Raw genomic sequence first — 16,666 nt, 5'->3', positions numbered from 1 at the left:
ATGAATAAAAAATTGTTTACCTATAAAAAAAGTGGAGTTAATATTGATGCAGCAGATAGCTTTGTTAATTTCATTTCTTCAGTTTCATCAAAAAAAAAAGGCAAAAAAAAGTTTTCTAATATTGGGGGGTTTGGATCAATATCAAGTATTCCAAATAATATTAAACAGCCTAAAATTGTTGCCTGTACAGATGGAGTTGGTACTAAAATTGAAATTGCTAACACTCTAAACAAATATGATACAATTGGAATTGATTTAGTTGCCATGAGTGTAAATGATTTAATTGTTCAGGGTGCAAAACCTCTTTTATTTCTAGATTATATATCAATAAATAAAATCGATTTAAAAAAACTCAAATCTATAATTAAAGGGATAGTCAATGGATGCAAACAATCATCATGCGAATTGGTGGGTGGTGAGACTGCAGAAATGCCCGGCACATATGAAAAAGGGAAATTTGATATTGCAGGTTTTGCCGTGGGAGTAGTCGGAACAAATAAAATTCTAAGTAAAAATAAAATTAAGAATAATGATCTTGTATTAGCCATCCCTTCAAGTGGTCTTCACTCAAATGGTTTTTCTTTAGTAAGATATTTAATTAATCAAAAAAAAATAAATATTAAAAAAGATAAATTTTTAAAAACTGAACTATTAAGACCAACTAAAATTTATGTAAAAGAAGTTTTAAATTTAATTGATAAAAATTTAATTAATGGATGCTCTAATATAACTGGTGGTGGTTTGGCAGATAATATAAAAAGAGTAATACCAGAAAATTTAGTTGCAGAAATTGATTTAACAAAAATTAATCCATCTAAAATTTTTAAGTGGTTAAAAAAAAATAACATATCTGATAAAGAAATGCTTAAAACATTTAATTGTGGTGTTGGTTTTTGTTTAATAATTAATCCTAAAAAATTATCTAAAGTAAAAAAATATTTCACAAATAGATTTAGACCATATGTGATTGGAAAAATTTCTAAAGGAAAAAATAAAGTTAAATTAAATGGCAATATCAACTGGATCTAAAGTAATAAGGACTGCAGTTTTTATTTCAGGGACAGGTAGTAATCTTAAATCTCTCATAAAATTTTCAAAACTTAAAATATCACCTATATCTATTAACTTAATTGTTTCAAATAATACAAAATCTAAAGGTCTTAAATATGCAAATATTTTTAAGATTAAAAAAAAAATTTTTACTTTTAAAAACAAGACTGATGAAAAAAAAATACTTGTTGAATTGAAAAAAAACAAGATAGATTTAATTTGTCTCGCTGGTTTTATGAAAATATTATCAAAAACTTTTATAAAAAATTTTAAAGGAAGGATATTAAATATTCATCCATCTCTTCTTCCAAAGTTCAAAGGTTTGAACACACATGAGAGAGCAATTAATAAAAAAGAAAAATACTCTGGCTGTACAGTTCATTTTGTTAATTCAAAACTAGATTCTGGAAAAATTATTCTTCAAAAAAAGGTAAAAATTAAAAAAAGTGATACCCCTAAAACACTTGCTAAAAGAATTCTATCCCAAGAACACAGATTATACCCAAAAGCTATTTTAAAAGTTTTTAATCTTTAAAGAAAAAATCTATTTCTATTTTTGCATTTTCAACACTATCAGATCCATGAACAGAATTTTTATCTATTGAAATCCCGTACTTTTTTCTAATAGTACCTTCTTCAGCATCTTTAGGATTAGTTGCCCCCATTAATTCTCTATTGGCTAATACTGCATTTTCTTTTTCTAAAACCATCACAACTATTGGTCCAGATGAGAGGTATGCACAAAGATCATTGTAAAATGGCTTAGTTTCATGAACTTTATAAAATTTTTCAGCTTCAGATTTTTCTATCTGTATCTTTTTTTCTTTAAGAATAGAAAATCCTTTATTTTTAAACATTTCTTTAATCTCATTATCCAAATTTCTTTCGACTGCATCTGGTTTAATTATTGAAAGCGTTTGTTCAATGTTACTCATAATCATCCTCTATTAGTTGATTTAATAATCTTACACCAAAACCAGTTGCGCCACCTGAATTTAAAGCTCCTCCATATTTTGAAAATGCCATACCAGCAATATCTAGATGAGCCCATGGTGTTTTGTTTAAAATAAATCTTTGCAAAAACTGTGCTGCTGTTGTTGAGCCAGCTCCACCTACGTAATTGATATTTTGCATATCAGCATTTTTTGAATTGATAAGTTTATCAAAGTTTTCATGTAGTGGCATTCGCCATAACTTCTCTTCAACTTTTTCTCCAGCTTCAATAAGTTGTTTAGATAAATTATCATTATTTGAAAATAAACCAGCGTACTCAGATCCTAAAGAAACTATAATAGCGCCAGTTAAAGTTGCTAGATCAACCATAAACTCAGGTTTAAATTTCTTTTCAGTAAAAGTTAGTGCATCAGCTAAAACTAATCTACCTTCAGCATCTGTATTAAGTATTTCAATTGTTTTGCCGCTATACGATTTAACAATGTCTCCAGGTCTTTGGGCGTTCCCTCCCGGCATATTTTCTACAAGCCCTACTACGCCAACAGCATTAATTTTAGCTTTTCTTACAGCCAAGTTTTTCATTAAACCAACTACTGTAGCTGAACCTGCCATATCATAAGTCATGTCCTCCATGAACTTAGCAGGTTTTAACGAAATACCGCCAGTATCAAAACAAACACCTTTTCCAACAAATGCCAAAGGTTTGGAATTATTTTTCGCTCCATTCCATTCCATGGTTACAAGATAAGAGCCTCTAATACTGCCTTGTCCTACTCCAAGTAAAGCATTCATTCCGAGTTTTTTTAATTTCTTTTCGTCATAAATATTTATTTTTAAACCAAATTTTTTCAGAGAGTTAATTCTTTTTGCGTATTCATCAGGGTGTAAAATATTACCTGGCTCAGACACAAGATCTCTTGCAAAAAAAGTTCCTTCTTCTAACGCTTTAAATCTTAATTGATCTTGTTTTGATATCTTATTATCATTTCCAACAACATTAATAGAAACAGCTTTTTTAGTTTTTTTTGATTTATATAAATTAAACTCATATGATTTTAATTTTATTCCATGTAAAAAATACCCTATAAAATTTTTGATCTTACTCTTTACTGAATCTGAATTTATAAAATATTCATTTTTCTTCTCATAATTTATATGACTGTGAAATTTAGCACCTAAATTTTCTATATCTGAAGATCTGAAATCTTTTTTGATTGATGCTAAAAATATTGTTTTTTTCGAATTAATCTCAAACAAAAGTAGTTGTTTTTTTAAATCACTATTTTTCAGCAAATCTGAGATATATGAATATTCAGTGTTTGAAATATATTTTTTTACGCTATTGATATTGAACTTTTCATCAACAAATAGCACAAGATTGGATGATACTTTTTTTAAACCGTTATTTTTATAATTAATTTGTATTGTCATAAATTTTAAATACACTCATTGCGAGTAGAGTGCTATATATGAATAAAATTATCATATTTCAATGAAAAAAATAATATTTAGAAAATTGCTGTTAGATTATATGAGTTTTTTTTTAATAGCGCTAATTAGCGCTGGAATAGTAATTTGGGTATTTCAGGCAGTAAATTTTTTAGATATTATGATAGAGGATGGAAGAAGCTATTCAGTTTATATTAGCTATTCTTTGTTAAATTTTCCTAAAATAATCAATAAACTATTTCCATTTATATTATTTTTTAGTTTATTTTATGTGACAATAAAATATGAAAATAATAATGAATTAATAATTTTCTGGAATTTTGGTATAAACAAAATTCAACTAATAAACTTTATATTTAAATTTTCAGTTATATTGATGCTTATACAGCTGATATTTTCAGCTATAATTGTCCCAAAATCACAAGACCTAGCCAGATCATTTTTAAGAAGCTCAACAGTAAATTTTTATGAGAACTTTATTAAACCCAAAAGATTTAATGACACAATTAAAAATGTTACAATTTTTAGTGAAAGAAAAGATATAGATGGAAACTTATATAATCTATATTTAAAAAAAGAGATAAATGAAAATAATTTTCAAATTACTTACGCAAAAAAAGGATACTTTAAAGAGTTTAATAATTTACCAGTACTTGTTTTATTTAATGGCGAAACTATTACAAGTAAGAATAACGAGATAACTAATTTTAGTTTTTCAAAATCAGACTTTCCTATTAATAATACTGAAACTAATTCATTTGTTACTCAACAAAAAACGCAAGAACTTTCATCTTATAATCTATTAAAATGTGTTAAATTTTTAATCCCTACAAAAAAGAATAAATTAGATCCAAAAATTATAAATTGCTCAGAAAGAAATAAAGATAATATTTTTAAAGAACTTTATAAAAGATTTATTATACCAATTTATATCTTGGTATTAACTTTAATACCTCTTCTGGTAACAATTTTGTCAAAAGAAGATTCAAAATATTCAAGATTAAAATTTATTGCATTTTTAATTGGTTTATTTTTTATTATTTTTTCTGAGACGACTATTAGATTAATTTCAGACTCAATAATCAAAAATATCTCAATTTCTTTGTTGCCATTTATTTTTATTATAACTCTCTATTTAATATTCCTTAAAAAATTTAATATTAAAAATTAAAAATATGAAAATATATATAAAATTTTTCACACTTATTTTTTTAAAGTCGTTGTTATATGTAGTTTCAATTATGTTTAGCTTGATATTTATTCTTAACCTGTTGACTGAATTAGAATTTTTTAAGGAAATAGAGGTTTCTTCTGGTTTTCCAATTTTTTTATCATTGTTAAATTCACCTTCAATGATTTTTGAAATGCTTCCTTTCATTTTTCTAATAACAACTCAGTTATTTTTTATTAAACTTTTTAATAATAATGAAATTGAAATATTTAAATATTCTGGTCTTAAAAATACGAGTATTTTAAAAATTTTTAGTTTAATTGTTATTTCAAGTGGAATAATACTAACCATAATATTTTATAACTTTTCAGCTGTTTTTAAAAATTTTTATTTAGAAGAAAAAACCAAGTTTACTTCAGACTCCAAGTATTTAGCTGTAATTACAAAAAATGGTTTGTGGATCAAAGATGAAATAGATGAAAAAATCTATATTGTTAATTCCTCTAAAATTGAAAGTAATTTTTTAATTAATAATTTTATAACTGAATTTGACAAAGATTATAAAGTAATAAGAAATTTAAAAAGTGATAAAATAAATATACAAAGTACAGATTGGCAGGCGTTTAATGTCAAAGTTTATGATAAAAATAATTACGAGATAAAAAAACAATTAAATATAAAAACAAACTTTGATTATAAAAGAATTCAAACTCTTTACTCTAATTTATCATCTCTTAGCTTTTACCAACTTTTTGAATTAAGGAAAAACTATAAAAAATTAAATTATTCTCTTATTGAAATTAATCTTCAATTTTTAAAAATTTTATCTTTTCCTTTATATCTTTTTTTGGTTGCTATTTTTTCATCCTTAATAATGTTTAGAGTAAAAAGATTGCATAATACAACTTTTAAAATTTCATTAGGATTATTTTTTTCTGTAATCATTTATTATATTAATAATTTTTTTATGGTAATGGGTAACACTGAAAGAATATCTCTAATTTTTGCCATATTTATTCCTCTAATCTTACTTTCAATAATAAATAGTTTAATGCTAAATAAGATTAATGAAAAATAAACTAAATTACATATTTTTAATTTTTATTTTTAATTACTTTATTAATTTTAATGCTAATGGAGCAGATATTTTTAATTTTGATGTTACAGAATTAGAAATAATTGAAGAAGGTAATAAATTTATTGGAAAAAATGGTGGAACTGTAACCTCTGAAGATGGCACAGTTATAAAAGCAAAAAATTTTGAGTATGATAAAATTAAAAACATACTTATTGCCTTTGGTAATGTTGAAATTATTGATGAAAAAGAAAATATAATTATTAAATCACAAAAAATAACGTATTTAAAAAATAATGAATTTTTTTTTACAAACGGAAAATCTAAAGCTATTAGTACTGGGATTGTTATAGATGCAGATAATTTTGAGTACAATAAAATTAAAAACATTATAAATGCTTATGGTAACGTCAAAATCGATAATCATGATGAAAATTATTTAATTTACACAGATGAAGCAACTTATCAAAAAAATAAAGATGTGTTTACAACTAAAGGTAAATCAAAAGCTATAAATGAAGGGATTATTATAGATGCTGATAATTTTGAATATAATAAATCAAATAATGTAATTAATGCAAATGGCAATGTTGCAATAGATAACAAAGTTGAAAATTATCTTATTTACGCAGATGATGCAACTTACCTTAAAAATGAGCAATTATTTCTAACTAAAGGTCATTCTAAAGCTATAAACGAAGACATCGTAATAAATGGAGATAATTTTGAATATAATAGAATTGATAACACAATAAATGCTGAAGGTAACGTTAAGATTGAAGACACTTTAAATGACTATTTAATTCTAACTAATGAAGCTAAATATTATAAAAACTCTGAAAAAGTAATTACACAAGGTGAAACTAAAGCAGATATTCAATCTAAATATTATATCACTTCAAAAGATGTCACGTATCTTCATGAAAAAAAAATTATAAGTTCTCAAAACAAAACTAAATTACAAGATCAAAAATCTCAAGTCTATTTTGCTGACACGTTTAACTATTCTATTAATCAAGAAATAATTAAAGGAGAAAATTTTTTGATTATTACAAACTATAATCTTCCAAAAAGTGACAAATTTTTTTTAGAAAATGCAATAATTGATCTTAAAGAGAATAAATTTATTGCAAAAAATACAAAAATTAAAGTTCACAAAGATATTTTTGACAACTCAGAAAATGATCCAAGAATTGAAGGTGTGTCTTCAAGTGGCAATGAAGATTATACTTTGATTAACAAAGGAATTTTTACAAGCTGCAAAAAAAATGATAGTTGTCCGCCGTGGTCAATAAAATCAAAATTAATTAAGCATGATAAAATAAAAAAAAAATTAAATTACGATAATGCTGTCCTAAAGATTTATGACATTCCAGTATTTTATTTTCCAAAATTTTTTCATCCAGATCCATCTGTAAAAAGACAATCTGGACTTATAAAACCAGCAATAAATAGTTCAAATGTGTTAGGTACATCTTTTACATTACCTTATTTTAAAGTAATTTCTGAAAGTAAAGATTTGACTTTTACACCTACGTGGTTTGATAGTGACACATTGATGTCTACTGCCGAATATAGACAAGAAAATAAAAATTCTTCATTGATAACAGATTTTGGATTTGTAAATGGATACAAATCACCAACTACGAGGAAGAAAAACAGTCTATCACACTTTTTCTTAAATTATAATATGGACTTAAAATTAGAAAACTATAATTCAAGTAATTTTAAAATGTCAATTAATAAAGTCTCAAATGACTCATATTTAAATGTATTTGATCAGTACATTACAAGATCAACTTTGAGACCGTCAAATTTTAATAAGCTAACTAATAGTATAAATATTAAATTAGATCATAATAATTTTAATTTTGAAGCAGGTATGAACAGTTATGAAAATCTTCGTATAAAAAATCAAAGTGATCGATATCAATACGTTTTACCATATTACAATTTTGACAAACAGATTATTAAAAATTACTTTAATGGTAACATTTCTTTTAATTCTAATGGAAATAACGTTCTTGATAATACAAATAAACTTGAGACTAATTTTACAAATAATTTAAGTTACAATAGTCTAGACTTTATTTCTAACTTAGGTTTGAAAAATAATTTTGGTGTCAATATTAAAAATTTAAATTCTGTAGGAAAAAAATCATCTAAATATAAATCTAGTTTACAGAGTGAATTAGTTAGCTTGTATAACCTAGATGTGAGTTTTCCACTTAAAAAGAATAGTCAAACATCACAAAATTATTTGACACCAAAATTATCCCTAAGATTCAATCCTCATGATATGAAAAACTATTCAAGTTCAGCTAGAAATATAGATGCACACAATGCATTTGCAATTAATAGACTTGGATTATCTGATACACTTGAGTCTGGAAGATCGCTGACTTTAGGATTGGATTATTCAAATCAACAAAAAAATAATTTAAATAAAATAAATAATTATTTTGAATTAAAATTAGCCACAGTCTTAAGAGATAGGGAAGAAAAATTTGTTCCAAATAACAGCACTATTCATAGAAAAAGTTCAAACTTATTTGGGTCAATAAAAAATAAATTTTCAGAAAATATAGAGATTGGTTATAATTTTTCTTTAGATAATGATATAAATACCTTGGAGTATAATGATATTAATACAACGGTTTCAATTAACAACGTTGTAACAGAATTTAATTTTATTGAGGAAAATGGAGAACGTGGTGACTCTAATATATTTGCAAGCTCAATATCTTACGAACTAGATGATAATAATTTTTTATCATTTGAAACACGAAGAAATAGAAAATTAAATTTAACAGAATTTTATGATTTAGTATATGAATATAAAAATGATTGTTTAACTGCTGGAATTAAATATAAAAAAACTTATTACTCTGATGGAGATTTAAAACCTACTGAAAACTTATTATTTACTATAACTCTATTTCCATTGACTACATATGAGCATGATGCGGGCGATTTACTAGAAGATGAAGACTCTTTTTTAAATAATTTAGAACTATCTAGTAAAGCTTTTAAATAAAAAATGATAAAAATATCTAAATATACAATTATATTTATAATTTATTTATCTTTAATAATTAATCATTCAAAATCATCTGAAAATAAGATTCTTTTTAAAGTAAACAATGAAATCATAACATCATTAGATATACTTAATGAAGTACAATACCTTCAAATTATTAATAAGGAATTTAAAAATATTAAAAAAGAAGATGCATTTCAAATTTCAAAAAATTCTCTGATTAGAGAAAAGATTAAGGAAATTGAAATAAAAAAAATAATTAAGGATATTAAGATCAAAGATCAAGTTTTAAATAATCTTATATTGAATTATTTTAAAGATTTAAAAATTACATCTATTCCTGAATTTGAAAAATTTTTTTTAAATAAAAATATTAATCCAAATATGATAAGAAAAAAAATTACACTTGAAATGTTGTGGAACCAATTGATTTACACGAAATATAAAAAAAATGTTAAAATTAATAAACAATTAATTATAAATGATTTAAAAAAGAACGATAAGCAGTCGGAATTTTTAATTTCAGAAATTTTATTTGATATAAATGAAAATGAAAATTTAAACGATAAATCAAATGTTATTAACAATAGTATTGAAAAGAATGATTTTTCTCAAACAGCTTTAATATATAGTATTTCTAATACTGCAAATAAAGGTGGTAAATTAGGCTGGGTAAAAGAGTCTATCTTAAGTAAAAAAATTTTTAATGAACTTAAAAAATTAAAAATTGGAGAACACACAAATCCAATATTAGTACCAGGTGGTTTTTTGATACTAAAACTTATAGATTTAAGACAAGTAAAGAAAGATTTTGATTTAGATAAAGAAATTAAAAAAATAGTTGATGAAAAAACAAATCAACAACTAAATCGTTTTTCAAATATATATTTTAATAAAGTAAAAAAAGACACAATAATAAATGAATTATAGTCCAATTTTAATAGTCTCGGGTGAACCAAATAGTGTCTTTTTAGAATTATTTTTTAAAATATTCAATAATAATAAAATTAAAAATCCAATAATACTGATTTCATCTAAGAAATTATTAAATCTTCAAATGAAAAAATTAGGTTTTAAAAATAAGATAAGACTTCTAAATATAGATAAGCTAAAATTTTATAAACTTGATAACAAAGTAATAAACTTAATAAATGTAAGATATAACCCTGATAAAGCTTTTGAAAAAATATCAAGCAAATCAAATACATTTATAAAAAATTCATTTGAATTAGCATTTAGAGCTATTAAAAATAATAATATTAATAAGTTTATTAATGGGCCAATTTCAAAAAAAAGTTTTTTAAAAAATAAATTTTTGGGAATTACCGAATATATCTCTGAAAAATTTTTATCAGAAAATACTTGCATGTTAATTTTTAATAAAAAACTATCTGTATGTCCAATTACAACTCATTTACCATTAAAACTGGTTGCAAAGAAAATAACAAAACAGGTTATTTTAAAAAAAGTATCTTTAATTAATAATTTTTATGAAAAAAGATTTAAATTTAAACCACGTATTGCTATTTTAGGTTTAAACCCTCACTGTGAAAGTGTTCATTCATATAATGAAGATGAAAAAATAATTAAACCTTCAATTAAATACTTAAAAAGAAAGTATAATGTGTCTGGTCCATATCCAGCTGATACAATTTTTCTTAAAAATAATAGAAAAAATTTTGATGTAATTGTTGGCATGTATCATGATCAGGTTTTAACTCCTATCAAAACACTCTATGAATACGATGCTATCAATATAACACTAGGTTTGCCTTTTATAAGGATATCTCCAGACCATGGACCTAATGAAACTATGCTGGGCAAAAATCTATCCAACCCACTGAGCTTATTAAGGGCTATAAAATTTTTGGATAAAAATTGATAAAAGCTAAAAAAAGTTTAGGCCAGAATTTCTTAGTGGATAGAAATATTCTAGAAAAAATTACAAATATTATCCAAATTACTGATGAAACTATTTTAGAGGTTGGCCCAGGAACTGGAAATTTAACTTCATTTATTCTTAAAAAAAAACCAAAAAAAATTTTTGTTGTAGAAAAAGATGAAAAACTTGCAAATCATTTAGAGGAAACATTTAAAGATCAACTTACAATTATAAATGATGATATTCTAAAAATAAATGAAAGTTCATTATTTGAGAGTAAAGTAACAGTTTTTGGTAATTTGCCATATAACATATCTACTGAAATACTTAGTAAGTGGATAACAAATTCTTCAAAAGATTTGTGGTTCAACAACTTGATTTTAATGTTTCAAAAAGAAGTAGCAGATAGAATAATTGCTAAATTTGATACGTCTAATTATGGAAGATTATCAATTATAAGTAATTGGAAGCTAAATGTAGAAAAGATTTGTGATATAAAACCTGATTGTTTTTCTCCGAAACCAAAAATTGATAGCTCTTTATTATTTTTTTCACCTAAAAAAGATTTTTTTAAAATAAAAAATCCAAAAAACTTAGAAAAAGTTACTAGAGTCTTTTTTAATCACCGAAGAAAAATGATAAAAAAACCTTTTAATCAATTATTTAATGGTAATCAAAAAGTTTTAGATGAACTTAATATTAATTTAAATTTAAGGCCTCAAAATTTAGATTTCAATACTTATTATAAGTTAACAGAAGCTTATGAAAAATTAGGAAGTTAATTTATTTACATGATTTCTGATAAACTCTAAATCGTAATCCTTAGATCCATTGCTAACTTCAGCATCTATTAAATTTTTAATCTTTGAAAAACAAGTATCCAAATTATCATTGACAACTACATAATCATAGTTAATCCAATGCAATACATCTCTTTCAAATTGTTTCATTCGCTCTTCTGCTATTAACTTATCTTTCATATCTCGATTTGAAAGTCTTTCAAATAGCTCATCTTTACTTGGGGGAAGGATAAAAAAAGTTATTAGCTTGTAATCAAGTTTTTTATTTTTAATTTGGTCGGCTCCTTGCCAATCAATATCAAATAAAACGTTTTTACCTTTATCTAATTTATCAATTACTGGTGTTCTTGAAGTGCCATAAAGGTTGTTGAATACTTTTGCATATTCAAGAAATTCCTCGTTTTTGATTAGTCTTTCAAATTCATTTTCATCAATAAAAAAATAATCTTTGTTAGATGTTTCATTAGGCCTTGGTTGTCGTGTAGTGTGAGAAACTGAGATTTCAAAATTATCAAGACTAGATAACATCTTGACCAATGTGGTTTTACCTGCTCCAGATGGAGAAGATAAAATTATCATTACCCCATGTTTTTCTAAGGGCATTAAAATTATTAGTTAGCTTTTCCTTCGATAAACTTAACTGCATCGCCTACAGTTAAAATTTTCTCTGCTTCGCTATCTGAAATTTCTGATCCAAACTCTTCTTCAAAAGCCATCACTAATTCAACTGTATCTAAACTATCAGCTCCTAAGTCATCTATAAAACTAGATTCCTCAGTTACTTTTGCTTCATCGATACCTAAGTGATCTGCTACAATTTTTTTTACTTTGCTTGAAACGTCTTCTGACATATTGATCCTTTTTTAGTTTTAAATTCTTAATAGTTTAAAAAGCTATTTTGTCAAGCCATATACATGCCTCCATTTACATGCATTGTCTGTCCATTTATATAATTAGACTGGTCTGAGCTTAAAAAAAGAACTGCATTTGCAATATCGTCTGGTTCACCTAGTCTAGCAGATGGTATTTTTGATATTATAACTTCTTTGAACTTTTCATCTATTTTATCTGTCATAGCAGTTTTAATAAATCCTGGTGAAATACAATTTATATTTATATTTTTTTTTGCATATTCAATTGCTAGACTTTTTGACATTGCAACAATACCAGCTTTGGATGCAGTATAATTTGCCTGTCCTAAGTTACCAGTGTGACCTACTACTGAAGTAATATTTACAATTTTTCCAGATTTATTTTTAAGCATTTTTTTAATTGCAAACTTACTTAATAAAAATGTTGAGGTTAGATTAATATTTATAACTTTTTGCCATTCTTCTAAACTCATCCTTATTGCTAAATTATCCTCTGTAATCCCAGCATTATTTATTATCCCATCTAAACTTCCACCTAATTCATTGGTAGCATTATCAATAAATTCTTCAATTTTTTCACTTTGAGAGATATCAAATTTTACTATTTTAATTTTTTCGTATTTTTTTTTAAGCTCTTCTAGTTTTTCAATTCTGGTTCCAGATGCTACAATATTTGCACCTACTTCATTTAATTTTTTAATTATAGCATTTCCTATTCCACCTGATGCTCCAGTTACTATAATATTCTTATTTTCTAAGTTACTCATATTTCTAAACTTTCAATATCATTTTGATTATTTATAGTACTTATTTTTACTTCTTTGTTAATTCTTTTTACTAATCCAGACAAAACTTTTCCCGGACCAATTTCAATAAAATGATTTACATTATTATTGATCATATTTATCACGCTTTCTCTCCATCTAACTCTGTTTTCAATTTGTTTGATAAGTAGTTCTTTCAGCTCATCTATATTTATTATTTCTTCTGCAGTAACATTTGAAATTAATTTTATTTCTGATTGTAAGAAATTTAATTTATTTAACTCTGTGCTCATCACTTGAGTTGCTTTATTCATTAAACTACAATGAAATGGAGCGCTTACAGGTAGCTTAATATTTTTAATTGATTTTTCTTTTAGAATTATAATTAGTTTATCTAAATCTTTGATTTGACCACTTAGAACAATTTGTCCTTCAGAATTATCATTTGCTATTTGTGCTTTGAAATTTTGATCATTTTCTTCTAAAACTTTTTCGATAATCTCGACTGTGGAACCTAAAACTGCAACCATTCCCCCTTCACCTTTCGGAACTGAGTTTTGCATTGCGTCTCCTCTTATTCTTAATATTTTCAAGGTTTCAGAAAAAGGCAAGTATCCTCCACAAGATAAAGCTGAATATTCACCTAATGAATGGCCAGCAAAGTATTTTGCTTTACTTAAATCAATATTAAACTCTTTTTTAACAACATTAAAAATTGCATAACTAATTAAAAAAATTGCTGGTTGAGTATTAGCTGTTAAATCCAATTCTTCTTTAGGACCATCTAATATAATTTTTGATAAAGGATAATTTAGGCTTTCATCGGCCTCTTTAAATAGATTTTTAACAAGATCAAACTTGTCATAAAATTCCTTTCCCATACCAACCATTTGAGAACCTTGACCAGGAAAAATTACTGAAAACATATAAAAAAAACTATTTATTTTGCCTTTTTAACTATTGTAATTGAACATTTATAATAGTATATCCTCACTTTTTATTAAAGAACTTAAATGAATTTATACGAACATACAATTATAGCTAGGCAGGATACATCACCGAGTGAAATTAAGCAATTAACTGAAAAGTATTCTAAAATTGTTGAAAAAAATGAAGGCGAGATTGTTAAAACCGAAAATTGGGGATTAATTAATTTATCATACCTAATTAAAAAAAATAAAAAAGGAAGCTTCATTCACTTTAAGATTAAAGGTAAAGGAAATGTAATAGAAGAATTAGAAAAAAATGAGGCTATTGATAAAAAATTACTTAGATATTTAACAGTTAAAGTTAAAAAATTTGATTTAGATACAAATTATTTTACAAAAAGAGAAGATGATGACAAAAAAGAAAGTTATAAAAACTAATTATGCCTAAGAGACAAAGTGGAAACAAAAAAGGTAAACAAAGTAACTTTGCAAAGCTAAGTATCTTTCAACCTAATAAATATAAATTTAAAAAAAATTGTCCACTTTCAGCGAAAGGCGCACCTGCAGTTGACTACAAAAACATTAGACTTTTAAAAAAATATATGTCTGAAAATGGTAAAATTTTACCTTCAAGAATTACAAATGTTTCTCAAAAAAAACAAAGAGAATTATCTCTTTCAATAAAAAGAGCTAGAAATTTAGCGTTATTATAAAATGAAAGTAATTTTATTAGAAAATGTGAAAAGAGTTGGTTCTATTGGTGAAGTAATAGATGTTAAGAGAGGCTACGCAAGAAATTTTTTAATAGCTAATAAAAAAGCACTATACGCATCAAAAGAAAATATTTTAGAGGTTGAAAAAATTAAAACTGATCTATCTAAAAAAGATAATGAAAAGAAAAAAGAAGCTATTCAAGTTTCTGAACAAATTAATGGTAAAGAATATTCTGTTAAAAAATTAAGTACTGAAAATAATGAATTATATGGTTCTGTTAAACCAACTGAAATAGCAAAATTAATGCAAGAGAAAAATAAAATAGACATTAAACCATCTATGATTCAACCAGTTGAAGAAATTAAATCTTTAGGTAAATTTAAAGTTAAAATTTCTTTACACTCTGAAGTTGATGCAGAGATAACTATCAGTGTTTCATCTGCTGATACAATTCAATAATTATACATTTTTTTCCCCAGCCATTATTAGTAATTTTATTTAGAAGATAACTCTGTAAATTATTCTAAATGGAAAATAACTTAAGCATCGTAAAAGATCAGTTTAAAGAATTACCAAATAATATCGAAGCCGAACAAGCTGTCATAGGCTCTATCTTGGTAAGCAATGATATATTTGATGAAATTAGTACCATAATTTCAAGTATTAATTTTTATGACCCTATGCATCAAAAAATTTATGAAGCAATTGAAAGCTTAATTTATAAGGGCATGCTTGCAAATCCAATCACTCTTAAAAATTATTTTGAAGATGAAAAAGATGATTTAAATGTTCCAGAATATTTAGTTAAAATTACAAAATTTTCTACGTCTGTTCGCCAAGCAATAGAGTATTCAAAAATTATTTATGATATGTTTGTAAGACGTGAATTAATTAAAATTTCAGAACAAACAATTGATAGCGCTAAACTAAATGAGTTAGATACTAATGGTCAAAATATAATTGAAAACTCTGAAAGATTATTATTTGATTTAGCTGAGAAAGGCTCTTTTAATTCTTCTCTAATAAAGTTTGATGAAGCAATGAAACAAACAATTGAAATGGCATCAGCAGCTTATAAAAATGAGGAAGGTATAGTTGGTGTACCAACTGGTCTTAGAGATTTAGACGACAAACTTGGCGGGTTACATCAATCAGATTTAATTATAATTGCTGGACGACCTTCAATGGGTAAAACATCTCTTGCAACAAATATTGCATTTAATGCAGCTCAAAAATTACAAGATAGCGGAAAAAAATCTTCTATAGCTTTTTTTTCACTAGAAATGTCATCAGAACAATTATCAACTAGAATAATTTCTGAACAAGCTAGAATTAGTTCAAATGATATAAGACGAGGAAGAATTTCTGATGAACAATTTGATAAATTTTTAGAAACATCAAAAAATATAGCAGAACTTCCATTATACATTGATGAGACACCAGCAATTAGTATTGCGGCAATGAGTAATAGAGCAAGACGTATAAAAAGATTATTTGGCCTAGATATGATTGTGGTTGATTATATTCAATTAATGAGAGGTACTACTTATAATAAAGATGGTAGAGTTCAGGAAATTTCACAAATCACTCAAGGACTTAAAGCAATTGCTAAAGAATTATCTGTCCCAGTTGTAGCCTTGTCACAATTATCAAGGCAAGTTGAGCAAAGAGATGATCATAAACCTCAGCTAGCTGACTTAAGAGAGTCAGGTTCTATTGAACAAGATGCTGATGTTGTCATGTTTGTATATAGAGAAGGATATTATTTACAAAGAAAAGAACCGAGAGAGGCAACTGTTGAACATGCAGAATGGCAAGCAAAAATGAATGAAGTTGCGCATCTAGCACAAATCATAATTGGAAAACAAAGACATGGACCAATTGGCAATGTAACTCTAGAATTTGAGGAAAGATTTACCAAATTTAAGGATACTCAAACTAATTAATTTCCAATATAAAAGAGTAA

Annotated in this window: 18 protein-coding genes; 12 read left to right on the top strand and 6 right to left on the bottom strand. The window is 25.3% G+C overall.

Features of this window, described 5'->3' with window-relative positions:
- Both purM and purN read left to right on the top strand, forming a co-directional pair.
- Window positions 1-1,029, top strand: a complete 1,029-nt coding sequence (gene purM, locus PB7211_RS03245; protein WP_008545968.1) for a phosphoribosylformylglycinamidine cyclo-ligase — start codon at window positions 1-3, stop codon at window positions 1,027-1,029.
- Window positions 1,007-1,585 (top strand): phosphoribosylglycinamide formyltransferase, encoded by a 579-nt coding sequence (purN, locus tag PB7211_RS03240; protein ID WP_008546003.1) that lies wholly within the window; start codon window positions 1,007-1,009, stop codon window positions 1,583-1,585. Before purM ends, purN begins: the two co-directional genes overlap by 23 nt.
- Here the strand turns inward: purN and ndk are convergent.
- Entirely contained in the window at window positions 1,575-1,985 is a 411-nt protein-coding gene (gene ndk, locus PB7211_RS03235; RefSeq protein WP_034399224.1) for a nucleoside-diphosphate kinase, read from the bottom strand. The two genes, purN and ndk, sit on opposite strands and share 11 nt — an antisense overlap.
- The gene (locus PB7211_RS03230; protein WP_008545210.1) at window positions 1,978-3,435 is read right to left on the bottom strand and encodes a leucyl aminopeptidase; all 1,458 of its coding nucleotides are present in this window, start codon (window positions 3,433-3,435) and stop codon (window positions 1,978-1,980) included. The genes ndk and PB7211_RS03230 overlap by 8 nt, the downstream gene beginning before the upstream one ends.
- A gap of 61 nt (window positions 3,436-3,496) precedes the next feature.
- On the opposite strand from PB7211_RS03230, the gene PB7211_RS03225 reads away from it, so the two are divergent.
- From PB7211_RS03225 to rsmA, 6 genes are read left to right on the top strand one after another with little or no spacing between them, the layout of a single operon-like run.
- Entirely contained in the window at window positions 3,497-4,624 is a 1,128-nt protein-coding gene (locus PB7211_RS03225) for an LptF/LptG family permease (protein WP_034398922.1), read from the top strand.
- A 4-nt stretch (window positions 4,625-4,628) separates the two neighbouring features.
- Window positions 4,629-5,702 (top strand): LptF/LptG family permease, encoded by a 1,074-nt coding sequence (locus tag PB7211_RS03220; protein ID WP_034398919.1) that lies wholly within the window; start codon window positions 4,629-4,631, stop codon window positions 5,700-5,702.
- Window positions 5,692-8,736, top strand: coding sequence for an LptA/OstA family protein (locus tag PB7211_RS03215; RefSeq protein WP_008544278.1), 3,045 nt, complete (start codon window positions 5,692-5,694; stop codon window positions 8,734-8,736). The genes PB7211_RS03220 and PB7211_RS03215 overlap by 11 nt, the downstream gene beginning before the upstream one ends.
- A 3-nt stretch (window positions 8,737-8,739) precedes the next feature.
- Complete coding sequence (locus PB7211_RS03210; protein WP_008544873.1) at window positions 8,740-9,669, top strand: peptidylprolyl isomerase; 930 nt, start codon at window positions 8,740-8,742, stop codon at window positions 9,667-9,669.
- On the top strand, window positions 9,659-10,621 hold the full coding sequence (locus PB7211_RS03205; RefSeq protein WP_008544145.1) for a 4-hydroxythreonine-4-phosphate dehydrogenase PdxA: 963 nt from the start codon (window positions 9,659-9,661) through the stop codon (window positions 10,619-10,621). Before PB7211_RS03210 ends, PB7211_RS03205 begins: the two co-directional genes overlap by 11 nt.
- The gene (rsmA, locus tag PB7211_RS03200; protein ID WP_008544978.1) at window positions 10,618-11,403 is read left to right on the top strand and encodes a 16S rRNA (adenine(1518)-N(6)/adenine(1519)-N(6))-dimethyltransferase RsmA; all 786 of its coding nucleotides are present in this window, start codon (window positions 10,618-10,620) and stop codon (window positions 11,401-11,403) included. Before PB7211_RS03205 ends, rsmA begins: the two co-directional genes overlap by 4 nt.
- On the opposite strand, the gene gmk is transcribed toward rsmA, so the two are convergent.
- From gmk to fabD, 4 genes are read right to left on the bottom strand one after another with little or no spacing between them, the layout of a single operon-like run.
- On the bottom strand, window positions 11,392-12,024 hold the full coding sequence (gene gmk, locus PB7211_RS03195; RefSeq protein WP_034398916.1) for a guanylate kinase: 633 nt from the start codon (window positions 12,022-12,024) through the stop codon (window positions 11,392-11,394). The genes rsmA and gmk overlap by 12 nt on opposite strands.
- An 8-nt stretch (window positions 12,025-12,032) precedes the next feature.
- Window positions 12,033-12,272, bottom strand: coding sequence for an acyl carrier protein (locus PB7211_RS03190; protein ID WP_008544320.1), 240 nt, complete (start codon window positions 12,270-12,272; stop codon window positions 12,033-12,035).
- A 50-nt stretch (window positions 12,273-12,322) separates the two neighbouring features.
- Window positions 12,323-13,060: a 3-oxoacyl-ACP reductase FabG gene (gene fabG / locus PB7211_RS03185; protein WP_008544734.1), complete on the bottom strand. Its 738-nt coding sequence runs from the start codon at window positions 13,058-13,060 to the stop codon at window positions 12,323-12,325.
- Window positions 13,057-13,983 carry an ACP S-malonyltransferase gene (gene fabD / locus PB7211_RS03180; protein WP_008544977.1) on the bottom strand — a complete coding sequence of 309 codons (927 nt, stop codon included), beginning with the start codon at window positions 13,981-13,983 and terminating at the stop codon, window positions 13,057-13,059. Before fabD ends, fabG begins: the two co-directional genes overlap by 4 nt.
- A gap of 87 nt (window positions 13,984-14,070) precedes the next feature.
- Between fabD and rpsF the strand changes: the two genes are divergently transcribed.
- The 4 genes from rpsF (at window position 14,071) to PB7211_RS03160 (ending at window position 16,646) form a co-directional block, all read left to right on the top strand.
- Complete coding sequence (rpsF, locus tag PB7211_RS03175; RefSeq protein ID WP_008544857.1) at window positions 14,071-14,424, top strand: 30S ribosomal protein S6; 354 nt, start codon at window positions 14,071-14,073, stop codon at window positions 14,422-14,424.
- A gap of 2 nt (window positions 14,425-14,426) precedes the next feature.
- Entirely contained in the window at window positions 14,427-14,699 is a 273-nt protein-coding gene (gene rpsR / locus PB7211_RS03170) for a 30S ribosomal protein S18 (protein WP_008545601.1), read from the top strand.
- A gap of 1 nt (window position 14,700) precedes the next feature.
- The gene (gene rplI / locus PB7211_RS03165; RefSeq protein WP_008545455.1) at window positions 14,701-15,159 is read left to right on the top strand and encodes a 50S ribosomal protein L9; all 459 of its coding nucleotides are present in this window, start codon (window positions 14,701-14,703) and stop codon (window positions 15,157-15,159) included.
- A gap of 68 nt (window positions 15,160-15,227) precedes the next feature.
- Window positions 15,228-16,646, top strand: a complete 1,419-nt coding sequence (locus tag PB7211_RS03160; protein ID WP_008545251.1) for a replicative DNA helicase — start codon at window positions 15,228-15,230, stop codon at window positions 16,644-16,646.
- Window positions 16,647-16,666 lie beyond the last annotated feature (20 nt).

Source organism: Candidatus Pelagibacter sp. HTCC7211 (assembly GCF_000155895.1).
Taxonomy (GTDB): Bacteria; Pseudomonadota; Alphaproteobacteria; order Pelagibacterales; family Pelagibacteraceae; genus Pelagibacter.
The sequence above is the reverse complement of the archived record's forward strand: the minus strand, read 5'-3'. Positions and strand labels throughout refer to the sequence as shown.

Excerpts from the sequence above, each read along its gene's own strand:
- purN (WP_008546003.1), top strand. The coding sequence starts at position 1,007 with ATGGCAATATCAACTGGATCTAAAGTAATAAGGACTGCAGTTTTTATT.
- fabD (WP_008544977.1), bottom strand. The coding sequence starts at position 13,983 with ATGTTTTCAGTAATTTTTCCTGGTCAAGGTTCTCAAATGGTTGGTATG.
- purM (WP_008545968.1), top strand. The coding sequence starts at position 1 with ATGAATAAAAAATTGTTTACCTATAAAAAAAGTGGAGTTAATATTGAT.
- PB7211_RS03215 (WP_008544278.1), top strand. The coding sequence starts at position 5,692 with ATGAAAAATAAACTAAATTACATATTTTTAATTTTTATTTTTAATTAC.
- gmk (WP_034398916.1), bottom strand. The coding sequence starts at position 12,024 with ATGCCCTTAGAAAAACATGGGGTAATGATAATTTTATCTTCTCCATCT.
- PB7211_RS03205 (WP_008544145.1), top strand. The coding sequence starts at position 9,659 with ATGAATTATAGTCCAATTTTAATAGTCTCGGGTGAACCAAATAGTGTC.
- rpsR (WP_008545601.1), top strand. The coding sequence starts at position 14,427 with ATGCCTAAGAGACAAAGTGGAAACAAAAAAGGTAAACAAAGTAACTTT.
- PB7211_RS03230 (WP_008545210.1), bottom strand. The coding sequence starts at position 3,435 with ATGACAATACAAATTAATTATAAAAATAACGGTTTAAAAAAAGTATCA.
- fabG (WP_008544734.1), bottom strand. The coding sequence starts at position 13,060 with ATGAGTAACTTAGAAAATAAGAATATTATAGTAACTGGAGCATCAGGT.
- PB7211_RS03220 (WP_034398919.1), top strand. The coding sequence starts at position 4,629 with ATGAAAATATATATAAAATTTTTCACACTTATTTTTTTAAAGTCGTTG.
- PB7211_RS03160 (WP_008545251.1), top strand. The coding sequence starts at position 15,228 with ATGGAAAATAACTTAAGCATCGTAAAAGATCAGTTTAAAGAATTACCA.
- ndk (WP_034399224.1), bottom strand. The coding sequence starts at position 1,985 with ATGAGTAACATTGAACAAACGCTTTCAATAATTAAACCAGATGCAGTC.
- rpsF (WP_008544857.1), top strand. The coding sequence starts at position 14,071 with ATGAATTTATACGAACATACAATTATAGCTAGGCAGGATACATCACCG.
- PB7211_RS03210 (WP_008544873.1), top strand. The coding sequence starts at position 8,740 with ATGATAAAAATATCTAAATATACAATTATATTTATAATTTATTTATCT.
- rplI (WP_008545455.1), top strand. The coding sequence starts at position 14,701 with ATGAAAGTAATTTTATTAGAAAATGTGAAAAGAGTTGGTTCTATTGGT.
- PB7211_RS03190 (WP_008544320.1), bottom strand. The coding sequence starts at position 12,272 with ATGTCAGAAGACGTTTCAAGCAAAGTAAAAAAAATTGTAGCAGATCAC.
- PB7211_RS03225 (WP_034398922.1), top strand. The coding sequence starts at position 3,497 with ATGAAAAAAATAATATTTAGAAAATTGCTGTTAGATTATATGAGTTTT.